Below are 12,952 nucleotides of genomic sequence, written 5' to 3' on the forward strand. Positions count from 1 at the left end.
CTTCCGGGACTTGAACGTGGGGTACTTGGCGCGCTTGGCGAAGAAGTTCGCGAACGCGGCCTGAAGATGCCGGAGCGCCTGCTGAAGAGGGACCGACGACACCTCGGACAGGAAGTCGTGGTCGCCGGTGCGCTTCCATTCCGTCAGGCGCGCGGAGGACTCCACGTAGGAGACGCGGCGGCCTTCCAGGCGGTAGGCGCGGGTGCGCTCTTCGAGTGCCTTGTTGTAGACGAGGCGGACGCAGCCGAACGTCCGGGCAAGCTCGGAGGCTTGCTCGGGGGTCGGGTAGAAGCGGTACGTGTAGGCCCGCTTCACGATCTGCGCCACGCCTCACATGCTACCCCACGATCGGCTAAGGGACGAGTGTGTGTTCGATACGCCGGTTCGCCTGACGGCGAATCGGCTGCCCCTATCCTGCTCCGCAGGGGTCCGATTCCTCCCCCGCCTGAAGGCGGGGGTTTCCACGGAGGTATCTGATGCACGCGAGCCCGCCGCGCGTCGGCCGGAGCAGGCCGCCGGGGTCCTCGGTCATGGTGCCTTCGCGCAGGTGGTCGCCGAGTTCGCGGAGCGCGGCGTCGCCGTAGCGGTAGAGCGTGGCCAGCAGTGGCCGGGTGAGCGGGCGCAGGGGGAGGGTGAAGCGCAGGTCGACCAGCAGGCCGGGGGTCACGCCCGACGACTCGGCCAGGTCGGTGACCGATCGGAGTGCCGCGGCGTGCAGGTTGACGTGGGCCGCGTCGATGATCGGGGCGATCGTCGCCGCATATTCCGACAGGTCATGAAATTTCGGCATCAGGTGGATTATGCCGGTGTGTAGGGAGATCGAGGAGTGCCGAACGGACCGGCCGGACCCCATGGAATGCTGAGCGTATGGCCACGCCGCTCCGCCTCGCCCGTACCACGGTGTTCGCCGTGGTCTGCCTGGGCCTGGGCGTGGCGGCTCACGTGCTCGGCGGCGCCACCGTGCCGGCTCCGGCCATGGCGGGCGGGCTGGCGGTGGCGTTCGTGGCCGCGTACGCGCTGGCCGGGCGCGAGCGCTCGATCACGGTGATCCTGCCGCTGCTGGCCGCGCTGCAGGTCGTCATGCACGTGCTGTTCTCGATGTCGCACGCGGCCATGCCGCACCAGATGGCCGGCCACCTCCACTCCGGGCTGGTCCCCGACCTCGGCATGCTGGTCGCCCACGGGTGGGCGGTCGCGATGACCGCGTTGTGGCTGGCCCGCGGCGAGGCCGCGCTCTGGTCGCTGCTGCGACGCCTGGTCGTGCGGCTGCTGGTCATCTGGCTGCCGCTGCTCACGACTCCTTTCTCCACACCCCTGTGGACGGCGGAGTCGCGCGAGCTCCGCCCGGCCGTGCTGCGCCACGTGGTCAGCAGGAGGGGTCCGCCGCGGGTTGTCGCCGCCTGACCTCCGGGTCGCGGCAGGACGGTTTCTTCCCATAGACAACCCCACGCCCGGCAGGGCCAGCTTCGGCATGCCGGGCGGAGAAAGGCCATGCCATGTTCTCTCGTCATGCCCTCGTGCTCGCCGCCGCCGTGGTGGCGCTGGCCGGCTGCGGCGGCGGCTCGACCACCGCGTCCGCGCCCGCCGCCACCACCGCCACGACAGCGGCCGCGGCCGCGCCCGCAGGGCTCTCCATCACCGACCCCTGGGTGAAGACCGTCAAGAAGGGGATGACCGCGGCCTTCGGGACGCTGGTCAACAACGGCGACACCGACGTCACCATCGTGTCCGGCACGTCGCCGCTGTCGCCTGTCATCGAGCTGCACGAGGTCGTCGAGTCCGGCGGCAAGATGGTCATGCGGCCGAAGGAGGGCGGCTTCGTGGTGCCCGCGCGCGGCACGCACCAGCTCCAGCCCGGCGGCGACCACATCATGCTGATGGGCGTCACGGAAGAGGTGAAGCCCGGGGCGAAGGTGCCGTTCACGCTCCAGGTGAAGGGCGGGCAGCCGCTCGAGTTCAGCGCCGTCGGCAAGGACTTCGCCGGCGGCGAGGAGGACTACCAGCCGGGGCACGAATGATCAGCCGTAGGGGGCTGCTGGCCGGGGGCGCCGCCACCGCGGCGGGCGCCTTCACGCGCCGCGAGACCCCGCCGCCGACCCATGCCGAGCGGGCGAGGGTCGAGCCGTTCCACGGCCCGCACCAGGCGGGCGTGGCGACGGCGCCGCAGCTCCACGCCGCGTTCCTCGGGTTCGACCTGCGCAAGGGCATCCTCAAGGAGGGTGTCGTCCGGCTGCTCCAGCTGCTCACCGACGACGCCGCCCGCCTCACGCAGGGCCGGCCCGCCCTGGCCGACACCGAGCCGGAGCTGGCCGCCGCCCCCGCCGGGCTGACGATCACCTTCGGGTTCGGGGAGGGGCTGTTCGACAGGGCCGGGGTGGACTCGCCGGTCCGCCCGCTGCCCGCGTTCGAGACGGACAAGCTGGACAAGCGGTGGAACGGCGGCGACCTGCTCGTCCAGGTGTGCGCCGACGACGGCCTGACCGTCGCGCACGCCGTACGGATGATCGTGAAGGACGCGCGGTCGTTCACCCGCGTGCGCTGGACCCAGCGCGGGTTCCGTGGCGGGTCCGGAGGGGAGACGCAGCGCAACCTGATGGGCCAGGTCGACGGCACCGTGAACCCCACCGACCTGGACAGGGCCGTCTGGATCGGTCAGGGCCCTGCCGGGATGCGCGGCGGCACCACGATGGTGTTGCGCAGGATGCGCATGCACCTGGAGACGTGGGACGCCGCCGACCGCGTGGCCAGGGAGTTCACCATCGGCCGGCGGCTCGACACCGGCGCCCCGCTGACGGGCGCGGCCGAGCGCGACGAGCCCGACTTCGACCGGAAGAACCATCTGGGGTTCCCGGTCATCTCGGAGTACGCCCACATCAGGCGGGCCCACGTGGCGGATCCGGCGCAGCGCATCCTGCGCCGGCCGTACAACTACGACGAGGGTCTGACCGAGGACGGCGAGTCGGACTCCGGGCTGCTGTTCGCCTCCTACCAGGCGGACGTCGAGCGGCAGTTCGTGCCGATCCAGCGGCGGCTGGCCGAGGGTGACCTGCTCAACGAGTGGGTCACCGCGATCGGCTCGGCCGTCTTCGCCATCCCGCCGGGGTGCGCGCCGGGCGGGTGGATCGGGGAGGGGCTGCTGGGTTAGCCGCTAGCCGTACCGGCCGGTCGAGGCGGGACGCAGGGCGGCGGCGAGGTCGTCGGCGAGCCCGACGATCTCGTCCTGCCCGAGCGTGGCCGCGGTGAGGCGCAGGGCCGGCGGCGTGGCCACCCGGTTGCGGGCCCCGGGGGCGGCCGCCCAGCCGCGGGCCAGCAGCCGGGTGATCGCCGTGGACTCGTCGGCGACGGGGACCCACACGTTGAGCCCGGTGCGGCCGTGCGCGGTGATGCCGCGCGCGGCCAGCGCCTCCACCAGGCCGTCCCGGCGCCGCGCGTATGCCGCGGCCACCGCCCCGGTGTCGACCGCCTCCGTACGCCAGAGGTGGGCGACGGCGCGCTGCAGCAGGTGGCTGACCCAGCCGGTCGCGAGCCGCTGGCGCCCGCGCAGCCGGTCGAGCGTGGTCGGGTCACCGGTGACCAGGGCGAGGCGGAGGTCGGGGCCGAGGGACTTGGCGGTCGAGCGGACGAGGATCCACCGCCGCGTGACGCCGGCCAGCGGGTGCAGCGGCAGGTCCACGAAGCCCGAGCCGTGGTCGTCCTCGACGAGGAGCACGTCCGGGTGCGCGGCCAGCAGCTCGCGCAGGCCGGCGGCGCGGGCTGCGGAGACGGCGGCGCCGGTCGGGTTCTGCGCGCGGGCCGTGACCACCACGGCGCGGGCCCCCGCCCGCAGGGCCCGGCCGAGCTCGTCCGGCAGCGGCCCGTCGTCATCCAGCCTCATCGGCACGATACGCAGCCTCATGGCGGTGACCAGGTCGAGCAGTGAGGTCCAGCCGGGATCTTCGACGGCGACCGCGTCACCGGGGCGCAGGTGGGCGGCGAGCACCCGTTCGACGGCGTCGAGGGTGCCCGACGTGATCGCCAGCGGCGCGGGCGGCAGGCCGTCCGCTCGCAGGCGGACCCCTGCCAGGGCGAGCAGTTCCTCGTCGTCGCCCGTCCCGTACAGCGCGGGTCGTTCCTCGTGCGCGCGGGCCGCGGCGGCGAGGGCCTCGTGCAGGGCCGGCAGCAGGGCGGGGTCGGGGTTGCCCTGGGACAGGTCGCGCACGCCCGGAGGCACCTCGATGCGGATCTCCTCACGGAACGTGCTGGCCGGGCGCGGCCTGACCCGCGTGCCACGCCGCCCGGCCGTCTCGACGACCCCGCGCTCGCGCAGCAGCCGGTACGCCGCCGCCGCCGTGCCGGGGCTGACCCCGGCCGACGCGGCCGCCTCGCGCACCGGCGGCAGCATGCGGCCGGGCGGCAGCCGCCCTTCGGACACGGCGGCCTCGACCCCCGCCGCTATCTCGCTGGCCGACCCACCGGCAATCGTGTACGTTTCTAGCACAAATCCAATTATGTACTAATACAAAGAGGTTCGGGTGCTGATTCATCCGTGGGACGCGGCCCGCGACAAGGAAGAGTGGCAGACCTGGCTCCGTACGCGGGATTTCGGCCAGCTCGCCGCCAACGGCGTGAACGGCGGCCCGCCGATCCTGGTGCCCACGCATTTCCTGTTCGACGGCGGCAAGGAGGTCGTGCTCCACCTGGCCAGGCCCAACCCGATCTGGCCGGCGATCGAAGCCTGCCCCACGGTCGTGGTGAGCGTGCACGACGACTACGCCTACATCCCCACCGGCTGGCGTGCCGACTCGCCCGAGACCGGCGTGCCGACCAGCTACTACGCGTCGGTGCAGCTCACCTGCGTGGCCGAGATCGTGGACGACGGGGAGGGCAAGATGGAGATCCTGCGCCGCCAGCTCGCCCACCACCAGCCGGACGGCGACCACGGCGAGACGCGCGCGGACGCGGGGCCCTACCACCGGATGTTGTCGGCCATTCGAGGGCTGCGGCTGGAGGTGGTGGGGGTGCGGGCCAAGTTCAAGTTCGACGACCACCGGCCGGTGGAGCAGCGCGAACGCATCGCCGCCGAACTCGCCGCACGCGACCTGCCGCACGACGCGGGTGCCAGGGAGCAGCAGCTCAGGCGGATGAGCAGGGCGGTATAGGACAGCGGAAAGTACCGATATGACTGCTTAACGTTACAATGTCCACATGAGCGAGCAGGATGGTCCCGGCCGTGAGCGGGTCCTCGCCTGGGTCGAGCGGGTGGCGGCGTTCGTCTCCGAGGAGTGGGGGCTCGCCCCCATCAGCGGCCGGATCCTGGGCTGGCTCATGGTGTGCGACCCGCCGGAGCAGACCGCGTCCGACATCGCCGGGACCATCGGGGCCAGCCGCGCGTCCCTGACGACCAACCTGCACCTGCTGACGTCCCACAGGCTCATCCGCCGTTTCCGCAAGACCGGGGAGCGCAACGTCTACTACGCGATCGAGGACGACGCCTGGGCCAAGATCGTCCGGCAGAAGCTGGCCGTGTTCGCCGCGTTCGACGAGCTGGCCGCGGAAGGCCTGCGGCTGGGCTGGCGCGACCTGGCCCGGACGGCGCGCATCCGCGCCGCCCGGAAGTCCATCGCCGAGGCGCTCCACCAGGTCGAGGCGGGGACCGAGTGAACAACGCTGTGGATAACCGACCCTCCCTGTGGATAACACCTTCACCCAGGGAGCCTTGACCCGGCCCGGCGGCGACAGCGCCGCGGCACGGCCTGCGGTCTCCACGTCGCCGGAGAACCCGTCGCCCGAACCACCGGACACACCCTTTGACCTTGCATCATCACGTAATGCGATGATTAGTCACGCTCCGACTCGGACGTGTAACAACCTGATATCGCCTCGCCCGAATGGGCTGACAAGGGCTCTGTCCACCGTGCACCGGCCTGTCCACAACCCTGTGGACAACCAGCCCGTCAGGCGCGGGTCACCAGGTCCAGTAGTTGCGCCCTTCCGAGGTCCAGCTCTTCGGGAAATACTGCTGGATCTTGAACGCCATGCCGAGCCCGCGGGCGATGTACTGGTCGCGCTCCAGCTTCCTGGCGATGGGCTTGCCCGGCTTGCCGTTGTTGTCCCACCAGGACTCCCACTGTTTGATGCAGGTCCGCCCGCGGTGATACTTGTTCGAGCAGGAGGCGGGCGGCGACCAGATCTGGGTGTGCCCGAAGTCGACGACCTTGCCCGAGGACTGCTCGGTGATCGTCCCCCACGCCTTCAGGCAGTAGCCCGTCGAGGGGATGCCCCACTTCACGTAGTGCTGCCGGCCGGAGGTCGCGAACGTGCGCAGATTTTTGCACTTCGCGTCGCCTATCTGCTCCTTCGTCACCCGAACCGTGTAGTAGGTGCCATTGTCGCGCCAGCCGTCCAGCATCAGCCAGTTGCCGACGCGGACGAACTTCTCCGCGTAGCTGGGCGGCCACTTCTTCGGGTCGCCCCAGCTGATCTCGGAGGTCCCCGGCCCCAGCGGCTTCCACGTCCACTGCCCGCCGACCTGACCACCGGACCAGTGCTGCCCCGCGCTGCGCTTGGCGAACTGCGAGTACTGGCCGTAGTTCTCCGCGGCCTGAGCCGGCCATGCCATCCCGGACAGTACGGTGATGGCCGCCGTTCCGGCGACGAGAAGCGGCTTCACGCCCACGTCATAGATCTTCACGGCCCGCACGCTACCGACCCTTATGGACCGATCCACCACGCATGAAAAATCTTCGAACCATAGGGCGGGGTACGCGGTGTCCGCCGCGCACCCCGCCACGCTCACATGCCGGCGCGCCCCTGGTAGGGCACGTTGCCTCCGAGCGGGATCACCCTGACGGACGCGCCCGGGCAGGCGGAGCAGCCGGCGTGCAACCAGGGCGGCATGCTGATGACGCCGCGGTGCCGCCAGACGACGAACTCGCCGCCGAAGTCCGCGTGGTAGCGGGCTTCGTAGGTGTCCTGCCAGATGGTGTGGCAGTTCTGGCACTGGAATGACCAGGTTTCGACAGAGGAATCGGTTTCGCGCACGAGGAATCGCCTCCTGGGATCGGCGCGGTCAGACGGGCAGGAAGGGGTTCCCGCCGGCCTAGATGCGCCAGATGCCCAGGTGGGCGAGCCGGTCGACGCCCGTACGCCAGCGCGTGACGAGCCGCGGCCGCGGTGGCTTGACCCGGGCACGCGGAGGCCCGTGATCACGTCCGGGGAAGGGCAGAGGCGCCAGAACCCCGCCGCCGGCGCACCTGCCGCCCGCCGGTTTCCCGGAGTGCCGCTTGAACGCCGAGCGCCGAGGCGGGCACGAGTCGTCCCGCCCGTCACCGTGGTCGACGTGGACGGCGTCTCCGTGGACGACCGACGCGGCGTGCACCGGTTGCCACGGCATCGGCCACATGCCCACGCAAAGCGCGACCCCGATCAGAAGGGTCAACCACCGCTTCCGTCCAGGCCGCTCGATCCTTCGTGAGCCGGAGACCACACGTGAACGCTACATTGCCCTATGTCATCAACCGACTACTTAGAGGTGATATCTGCGTCTATGGCAGGACGTTGCGAGGCCCCATCACGAGGCGGCCCTGGTCAGCTTCGGGGCGGGACGGGTCGGCCCGGTAGACGGAGACCGCGTAGGGCCGTGAGGCGTCCCGTTCCACCCGCTCGGCGAGCTTCGTGACCGCCGGACTTCCCTCGATGAACCCGTGCAGCCGCTCCGCCTCCGGCCACGGGTGCACGAGGACGAGGACGCCCCCGGGCGCCAGCAGCGAACGCAGCCGCTCCGAGGCCCTGCGCAACCTGTCACCACGGCCGATGTAGTAGAGGGTCTCCGCGCAGAACACGAGGTCGTACCGGTCCCGCTCCTCGTAGCCGAGCAGGTCGGCGTGGACGAAACGGACGCGCGCGCCATCACCGGCCGCGCGCTCCCTGGCGCGCCCGAGCGCCCTCTCCGACACGTCGAGCCCCGTGATCCCGGCATCCGGCCAGGTCTTCGCCAGCATCCTCGTGAAGACGCCCTCGGCGCACCCCACCTCCAGGATGCGGGCGTACGTCCCCTCGGGCAGCTGGTCGAGCGTGGCCCGGTATTTACGGCGCTCGTACGAGTCCGTGGCGAGCGACCACGGATCGGGCCGGCGATGCCACCAGTCGAAATACCGGTGCAGCACCTTCCCCTGAGCCCGCGGGCCGAGGAGGGAGACGGTCCGGAAAAGGGTGCGATGCAGCAGCTCGGGGATTCGGGACACGGGATACGACACCAGACCTTTCGCGGCAGTGATCGTGTCCCGAACTTACGAGCGCGACCGCCGGCATGTCATGGCGCTGCAGGGGGATCGTGGGATCTAGCTCCGCCGTAGGGGGTGACCAGCCCGGTCTGGAACGCGTACACCGCCGCCTGGGTGCGGTCGCGCACCCCGATCTTCGTCAGGATGTTGCTGACGTGGCTCTTCACGGTCTGCTCCGCGATGACGAGACTGCCGGCGATCTCGGTGTTGGACAGGCCGTGCGCGATGAGCGTGAGGATCTCGCTCTCGCGCGGGGTCAGCGGGCCCTGGGCCTCCCCGGTGAACGGCCGCGGCGGGCCCAGCCGGGCGAAGGCGCTGATCAACCGGCGGGTGACGGACGGCGCCAGCATGGCGTCCCCGTTCGCGACGATGCGTACGGCATCGCCCAGCTCCCGCGCCGTGGCCTTCTTCAGCAGGAAGCCGCTGGCGCCGGCGCGCAGCGCCTCGTAGACGTACTCGTCGAGGTCGAACGTGGTGAGCATCAGCACCTTGGTCCGCCCGGCGAGGCGGCGGGTGGCCTCCAGACCGTCGGTCCCCGGCATGCGCACGTCCATCAGCACGACGTCGGGCGTCAGCGCGGCAGCCTTGACCAGCACGTCGTCACCGTCGACGGCCTCGCCCACCACCTCGATGTCGGGCTGGGCGTTGAGCAGCACGACGAACGCCTCGCGGACCATCGACTGGTCGTCGGCGATCAGCACCCGGATGGTCACCTGGCCTCCGTCCCGCCGAGCGGCAACCGTACCGTCACCTCGTAGCCTCCGTCCGGCCGCGCCCCCGCCCGCAGGTCTCCGGCCAGCATGGCCACGCGCTCGCGCATGCCCAGCAGGCCGTGCCCGGGACGGGCGGACGAGGGAGGCGGGTGGGGTGGCGGGTCGTTCTCGACGCGGATGTGCAGATCGCCAGGTTCGTACGCCACCTCGACGCCGACCCGTGCGCCCGGAGCGTGCTGGAGCGCGTTGCTCAGCGCCTCCTGCACGATCCGGTACGCCGACAGCTCAACCCCCGGCGGGAGCGGCCGGCGATCGCCGTCGACGCGCATGGTCACCGGCGTTCCGGCCGCCCGCAGCCGGCCCACCAGCTCTCCCAGCCGGTCAAGGGTCGGCTGCGGGCTCGCCTCGTCCGTGCCGTTCCTGAGCAGGTCGAGAATGCGGTGGAGCTCGGTGAGCGCCTCCACCGCGCTCGACCGGATCGTGGCGAAGCTCCTCGCCAGCTCCGGAGGAGGATCGGGCACCCGGTAGGGAGCCGCCTCGGCCTGCACCGCGACGACCGACATGTGGTGGGCCACCACGTCGTGCAGCTCCCGCGCGATCCTGGCGCGCTCTTCCAGGAGAGCGGAGCGGGTCTGCTCCGCCAGCGCCTTCTGGTCCGCGAGGGCCACCCGGCGCAACGCCTCACGATGCCCGCCGAGCGCTCCCACGGTGATCAACACCATGCCCGACAACAACGACATGTCCATCAGGCTCACCAGCGTCTGCTCGCCTGGCAGCCCCGCCCACAGGACGATCCCGGCCGCCAGCGTGCCGAGCCACATCTCGGCCAGCAGCACGTGCCGGGCCCCGAACCCCACCAGGCCCAGCACGGACACATGCGCGACCAGCACGGGCGCGGGCCACACCATCCCGTCCAGCTGGACATGGGACGTCACGGCCGCCGCCACGGCCGCGACCAGCGACAACCACCAGGCCGCCCTGGGCCGGAACCGGGACACCACCAGCGCGATCGCCGTCGCCAGCCCCAGCGTGCCGGCCGTCACGTTGCGTACGCCGTAGTCGTCGAGCAGCGTGTGCCAGACGATCGCGGCCAGCACCACCCCGAGAGCGCCCACGAGCGGCAGGGTCACCGCCGAGCGGAGCGGCAGGGCGAGCCCCGCGCCTTCCGCGCCTTCCGCGTCGAACGCCAAGACCCACCGCGCACCATGTCTCACCCGGTCACTCACCCGATCTCCCTGCCTCGCGCGTCAGCCCCTCTCCGATCAGTCTGTGTCAAGCGCGTACGTCGTGCCGGATGGAAATCGACCGGCCACGGGGGAATCCATTCGTGAATGCACTGACTATGCAGATGACAATTTTCGTGTGAAGTTTGTCAATGGACCGCGCGTGGGCAAGGATAGTGCAGAGAACCCATACAACGAAGGGGCAGCGATGAAACGACGCCCGGTCATGGTGAAGGTGGAAGAGACCCAGCTGCGGGTCGGTGCGGTGACGGCGTCCAACTCCACGGGAAACTGAGGCGCGCGGCGTTTCACTGCGAAAACACGGAAACTTGACGGGAGCGCCGGCTGTTCCCTGCAGCGCCGCACGGCGACGAAATTCATCCCCACTTTTGCCGCTGTGGAGACCGGGGCAGCCTGCCTCCTTTCCGGTGTTCGGCGACCCCACAGCCCGCGTGAGCACGTCACCCGGACGCTCGTTGAGGGTTGCCGTGGCATAACCGACGGCCTCTCTCCCCTTGCCAGGGCCGGGCCAGCAGTGCGGCATCGCCCCGCGTGGCAGGCCGGACCTGGACGGTGGGCGTCGTCATGAGAAAGATCGTGTCCCATCCGGCAGCGCGGACGCCACGGGCCGGAGCCGCGGGCGCCGCCGTCGGAGGGCTCGCAGAGCCCGCGCTGGCCGCCGGCTACCCGTCGTTCAACCGGCGGATCCCCGAAGAGGCGCACGCCAAGATGAAGGAGCTGGCCCCCTACCGCATCACCTCATTCGCCTTCACCCCCTGCTCACCCACCGCGCCGGCATCGCGGGGCGCGGCTCCACCTACCCGCTCGACGCCTGCTCCGGCTTCTCCTCCGGGGGCGGCGGCTTCCCGGGTACGGCCCCGCCGCCACCGTGCCGTCCTTACTGCAGGTCATGAACGGCCAGGGCAACACCCCCAAGATCGAGCTCACCACCGATCCCGGCACCGAATACCACTACTCCGGTGCCGGCTTCGTCCTGCTGCAGCGGATGATCGAGGAAGAGACCGGACAGTCCCTGACGCAGTACATGGACCAGCAGGTGTTCACCCCGCTCGGCATGAGGACCAGCTCGTACGCGCTGGAGCCCGGCTTCGAGCGGGCCGCGGGCCACACCACCACGGGCGCGGTCATCCCCGGCGAGCGCAACCGCTACCCGGAGTCGGCCGCCGCCGGCCTCTACACCACCGTGCAGGACCTGTGCCGGCTCGTGAGCTACCTCAACAAGGCCTGGACGGCCTCCGGTGACGTGGCAGGCCCGCTCAACCGGGCGTCCGTGCGCAGCCTGCTCAGCCCGGGCCCGCAGAGCGGCATGGGCCGCGGCCTGTTCATCTCCGGCGTCGGGACCAAGAACTTCGCCTACACCCACGACGGCTCCAACCACGGCTTCAAGTCGGTGTTCAAGGGCTATCCGGAGCTGGGGGCGGGCTACGCGATCCTCGCCAACGGCGACGACCTGGGCCTGGTGAACGAGATCGCCGCCGCCGTCAGATCCGTCTACGGATGGTCCTGACCGAGCTCAGATCATGACGGGTTGAAGCCGGTCCCGACGCAGTTGGGACACTTACGGCCGTCCTTGTAGGGGTCGTCACCCGAACCACCGCAGTAGTCGCAGCGCTGCCCGGCCTTGCCAGGCTGGTCATGGGCCTCGTCGCTGTTCCGCTTCGGGAGCCAGGAGAAGCCTCCGTCGCCGCTCTTCTTGCCCATGTTCGCCTGCATGGGTCCCGGCGTGTGGTGGGGGACGCCCGCGTACGCGGGGCCGGGCACGGCGCTCGCCGGCCTGGCCCCGTACGCGCCGCGGATGCGCTGCCCGGCGGTGCGCAGCAGATCGATGGCGCGACGCACCAGCGGGACGACCTTGTCGCGCAGCCGCTGCCCGAGCTCGCCGACGACCCGGGCGACCGCGGCCCGCGCGGTCAGCACGCCGCCCAGACCGGCCAGCCGCCCGCCGGGCCCGGCCAGGTTCGCGACGAGCAACTGGCGCGAGAGCCAGGCCAGCCGGGCCAGAACCGCGGTCTTCGCCGCCCGGATCGCCATCGCGGCGAACCCGAGCGCCGCTGCGGTCCAGGCCGCTGCCCGCAGCACGTCACCGGTGCCGCCTTCGCCCGTCATGGTGTTCCAGTGGCCGGTGAAGGCCTCGCCTGCCGCGCCTTCGTCTGCGGCGGCGAAGGTGGCCGCGGACTCGTGCAGGTCGCGCGAGCCGGGCTCGACCTCCCGTACGAACTCCGCAAGGACACCGCCGAGCCGGTCGAGCCGGTCCTCATCCCAGAGGAAGAGCTCGCCCGGCAGGCCGGCCAGAGCGGCCGCCTCCGCGTACGCGGGCGGGAGCGTCAGAGCCATCTCGACGCCTCGGTGGCGCGGCCGTCGGCGGAGCGCACCTCGGCCACGGACTCCGCCATGCCGCCGGCCATGGAGTCGTAGGCCTGCGCGGTGCGGCCGGAGACCTCCACCAGCAGGTCGGTGAACTCGGCGGCGGCCATCGCCAACTCGGAGCCCTCGCCGCCCACCGGACCGACAGACGCCAGTTCGTCATGCATCCGTCTCACCGCCGTGGCGTAGCGCGCCGTCCCCTGGTCCGCGGCCTTGGCCGCTATCCCGGCCGCGTTCGTGTCGACGGACATACGGTCCGGCATCACACCTCCTGCGCCTCCCCTTGAACCAAGCAGGCTCACACGCGCGAGGGGGCGGGCGGGCTCCTTTCGAGGATCGTCGAAGCGTCCGTCTACCGCGAGGCGGCAAG

General features: G+C 71.2%; 18 protein-coding genes. 7 read left to right on the plus strand and 11 right to left on the minus strand.

The window, feature by feature from the left end:
• Both ABGB01_RS42165 and ABGB01_RS42170 read right to left on the minus strand, forming a co-directional pair.
• Positions 1–327 (minus strand): transposase (locus ABGB01_RS42165; RefSeq protein ID WP_347779617.1); only part of this gene is annotated, 327 nt, incomplete at its 3' end.
• 82 nt (positions 328–409) lie between these two features.
• On the minus strand, positions 410–790 hold the full coding sequence (locus ABGB01_RS42170) for a hypothetical protein (RefSeq protein WP_347779619.1): 381 nt from the start codon (positions 788–790) through the stop codon (positions 410–412).
• Positions 791–867: 77 nt separating this feature from the next.
• Between ABGB01_RS42170 and ABGB01_RS42175 the strand changes: the two genes are divergently transcribed.
• From ABGB01_RS42175 to ABGB01_RS42185, 3 genes are all read left to right on the plus strand, one after another.
• Positions 868–1,404: an MFS transporter gene (locus ABGB01_RS42175; protein WP_347779621.1), complete on the plus strand. Its 537-nt coding sequence runs from the start codon at positions 868–870 to the stop codon at positions 1,402–1,404.
• A 92-nt stretch (positions 1,405–1,496) separates the two neighbouring features.
• Positions 1,497–2,018 (plus strand): copper chaperone PCu(A)C, encoded by a 522-nt coding sequence (locus ABGB01_RS42180; RefSeq protein WP_347779622.1) that lies wholly within the window; start codon positions 1,497–1,499, stop codon positions 2,016–2,018.
• A complete protein-coding gene (locus ABGB01_RS42185) occupies positions 2,015–3,145 on the plus strand; it encodes a Dyp-type peroxidase (protein ID WP_347779624.1) in 1,131 nt (376 codons plus the stop codon). The genes ABGB01_RS42180 and ABGB01_RS42185 overlap by 4 nt, the downstream gene beginning before the upstream one ends.
• Before the next feature lie 3 nt (positions 3,146–3,148).
• Here ABGB01_RS42185 and ABGB01_RS42190 read toward each other — a convergent pair whose 3' ends face one another.
• A complete protein-coding gene (locus ABGB01_RS42190) occupies positions 3,149–4,477 on the minus strand; it encodes an aminotransferase class I/II-fold pyridoxal phosphate-dependent enzyme (protein ID WP_347779626.1) in 1,329 nt (442 codons plus the stop codon).
• Between the two features lie 34 nt (positions 4,478–4,511).
• Here ABGB01_RS42190 and ABGB01_RS42195 point away from each other — a divergent pair, with 34 nt between their 5' ends.
• Both ABGB01_RS42195 and ABGB01_RS42200 read left to right on the plus strand, forming a co-directional pair.
• A complete protein-coding gene (locus tag ABGB01_RS42195) occupies positions 4,512–5,138 on the plus strand; it encodes an FMN-binding negative transcriptional regulator (RefSeq protein WP_347779628.1) in 627 nt (208 codons plus the stop codon).
• A 46-nt stretch (positions 5,139–5,184) separates the two neighbouring features.
• Complete coding sequence (locus ABGB01_RS42200; RefSeq protein WP_347779630.1) at positions 5,185–5,640, plus strand: transcriptional regulator; 456 nt, start codon at positions 5,185–5,187, stop codon at positions 5,638–5,640.
• A 304-nt stretch (positions 5,641–5,944) separates the two neighbouring features.
• On the opposite strand, the gene ABGB01_RS42205 is transcribed toward ABGB01_RS42200, so the two are convergent.
• The 6 genes from ABGB01_RS42205 to ABGB01_RS42230 all read right to left on the minus strand — a co-directional run bounded on the left by ABGB01_RS42205 (position 5,945) and on the right by ABGB01_RS42230 (position 10,164).
• Positions 5,945–6,670 (minus strand): hypothetical protein, encoded by a 726-nt coding sequence (locus ABGB01_RS42205; RefSeq protein ID WP_347779632.1) that lies wholly within the window; start codon positions 6,668–6,670, stop codon positions 5,945–5,947.
• A 101-nt stretch (positions 6,671–6,771) separates the two neighbouring features.
• Positions 6,772–7,020, minus strand: a complete 249-nt coding sequence (locus ABGB01_RS42210) for a hypothetical protein (protein ID WP_347779634.1) — start codon at positions 7,018–7,020, stop codon at positions 6,772–6,774.
• Between the two features lie 58 nt (positions 7,021–7,078).
• A complete protein-coding gene (locus ABGB01_RS42215) occupies positions 7,079–7,417 on the minus strand; it encodes a hypothetical protein (RefSeq protein ID WP_347779636.1) in 339 nt (112 codons plus the stop codon).
• 106 nt (positions 7,418–7,523) lie between these two features.
• Positions 7,524–8,222, minus strand: a complete 699-nt coding sequence (locus ABGB01_RS42220) for a class I SAM-dependent methyltransferase (protein WP_347779637.1) — start codon at positions 8,220–8,222, stop codon at positions 7,524–7,526.
• A 68-nt stretch (positions 8,223–8,290) separates the two neighbouring features.
• The gene (locus tag ABGB01_RS42225; protein ID WP_347779639.1) at positions 8,291–8,974 is read right to left on the minus strand and encodes a response regulator transcription factor; all 684 of its coding nucleotides are present in this window, start codon (positions 8,972–8,974) and stop codon (positions 8,291–8,293) included.
• Positions 8,971–10,164: a histidine kinase gene (locus ABGB01_RS42230; RefSeq protein ID WP_347779641.1), complete on the minus strand. Its 1,194-nt coding sequence runs from the start codon at positions 10,162–10,164 to the stop codon at positions 8,971–8,973. The genes ABGB01_RS42225 and ABGB01_RS42230 overlap by 4 nt, the downstream gene beginning before the upstream one ends.
• Before the next feature lie 172 nt (positions 10,165–10,336).
• On the opposite strand from ABGB01_RS42230, the gene ABGB01_RS42235 reads away from it, so the two are divergent.
• A complete protein-coding gene (locus tag ABGB01_RS42235) occupies positions 10,337–10,492 on the plus strand; it encodes a hypothetical protein (protein WP_347779643.1) in 156 nt (51 codons plus the stop codon).
• Between the two features lie 615 nt (positions 10,493–11,107).
• A complete protein-coding gene (locus ABGB01_RS42240) occupies positions 11,108–11,725 on the plus strand; it encodes a serine hydrolase domain-containing protein (protein ID WP_347779645.1) in 618 nt (205 codons plus the stop codon).
• Positions 11,726–11,736: 11 nt separating this feature from the next.
• Here the strand turns inward: ABGB01_RS42240 and ABGB01_RS42245 are convergent, their stop codons facing one another.
• Together ABGB01_RS42245 and ABGB01_RS42250 are read right to left on the minus strand one after the other, a co-directional pair.
• Positions 11,737–12,552, minus strand: a complete 816-nt coding sequence (locus ABGB01_RS42245) for a hypothetical protein (RefSeq protein ID WP_347779647.1) — start codon at positions 12,550–12,552, stop codon at positions 11,737–11,739.
• Positions 12,543–12,845 (minus strand): hypothetical protein, encoded by a 303-nt coding sequence (locus tag ABGB01_RS42250; RefSeq protein WP_347779648.1) that lies wholly within the window; start codon positions 12,843–12,845, stop codon positions 12,543–12,545. The genes ABGB01_RS42245 and ABGB01_RS42250 overlap by 10 nt, the downstream gene beginning before the upstream one ends.
• Positions 12,846–12,952: the final 107 nt, after the last annotated feature.

Origin of the sequence: Nonomuraea sp. B5E05, assembly GCF_039880665.1 — a bacterium.
Taxonomy (GTDB): Bacteria; Actinomycetota; Actinomycetes; order Streptosporangiales; family Streptosporangiaceae; genus Nonomuraea.

Bases quoted from the DNA above. Each gene is read 5' to 3' on its own strand.
- ABGB01_RS42170 (WP_347779619.1), bottom strand. From the start codon at position 790: ATGCCGAAATTTCATGACCTGTCGGAATATGCGGCGACGATCGCCCCG.
- ABGB01_RS42175 (WP_347779621.1), top strand. From the start codon at position 868: ATGGCCACGCCGCTCCGCCTCGCCCGTACCACGGTGTTCGCCGTGGTC.
- ABGB01_RS42180 (WP_347779622.1), top strand. From the start codon at position 1,497: ATGTTCTCTCGTCATGCCCTCGTGCTCGCCGCCGCCGTGGTGGCGCTG.
- ABGB01_RS42185 (WP_347779624.1), top strand. From the start codon at position 2,015: ATGATCAGCCGTAGGGGGCTGCTGGCCGGGGGCGCCGCCACCGCGGCG.
- ABGB01_RS42200 (WP_347779630.1), top strand. From the start codon at position 5,185: ATGAGCGAGCAGGATGGTCCCGGCCGTGAGCGGGTCCTCGCCTGGGTC.
- ABGB01_RS42240 (WP_347779645.1), top strand. From the start codon at position 11,108: ATGAACGGCCAGGGCAACACCCCCAAGATCGAGCTCACCACCGATCCC.
- ABGB01_RS42245 (WP_347779647.1), bottom strand. From the start codon at position 12,552: ATGGCTCTGACGCTCCCGCCCGCGTACGCGGAGGCGGCCGCTCTGGCC.
- ABGB01_RS42250 (WP_347779648.1), bottom strand. From the start codon at position 12,845: ATGCCGGACCGTATGTCCGTCGACACGAACGCGGCCGGGATAGCGGCC.